We start from the raw sequence: 773 nt of genomic DNA on the forward strand, positions 1-773 counted from the left end.
ATTCGATTACCCGATACGGACTTGGCTTGGTCCACCGGCATGTCGCCGAGCCAGACCATGGCCCAACTGACGTTGACATCAGTGTTCTCGTTCAGAGCATAGGTGGCTCCTGTCGCAATGCGCCAGGATTCATTCATCGGCACGACCACGCTGCGGTTGCTGTCGGTGACGGCGCTGCTGTCGTAGGCCACACCGACGTTCCACAGCCACTGCTCGGTGGCCTGGTATTGCGCGCCAAGGGAGAGGTGCCAGGTGTCCTTGAAGCCGGCGTCGACTGTTGTCGATTGCGCTCCAAACGCCGTGGTGTCGACCTGTACGGCGATGTCGCCGAACTCCGACCAATCCTGCCAGTTGGCCGAGGCGAGCAACGCCCATTGCCGATCCAGTTGCTGGAACAGGCTCAGGGTGACGGTTTGCGGCACCTTCAAGTCCAGTTCGGTATCGGTGTTGTTGACGCGCTCGAGCAGGCGGCCGTCGCCCTTGACGTCCAGCCGGTCCTTGAAGTCCAGGTCGACCTGGCTGGTGTAGGTCAGGCCGATGCGCGTGCCGGGTTGTGGGGCATAGATCACGCCCAAGTTGGCGCCATAGCCCCAGGTGTTGTCGCGGTACTTGTATTGGCCGTCAGAGCGGTCAGTGAAGCCGAAAGGGGAGCGGTCGATAGCCGTATCTGCCTTCAACATGCCGTACATGGCCTTGATGCCCAGGCCGACTGACCACTGCTCATTGAAGCGATAAGCCACGCTCGGTACCAGCGACAGGCCGAGCAGGCTGGA

1 protein-coding gene is annotated in these 773 nt (G+C 61.4%); it reads right to left on the reverse strand.

What is annotated here, in order from left to right; all coding sequences use genetic code 11:
- Positions 1–773: OmpP1/FadL family transporter (locus AC3WTM_RS29510; RefSeq protein ID WP_492574125.1), on the reverse strand; the 773-nt coding region annotated here is incomplete at both ends.

The organism is Pseudomonas sp. EU05-FHT14B02 (assembly GCF_058791055.1).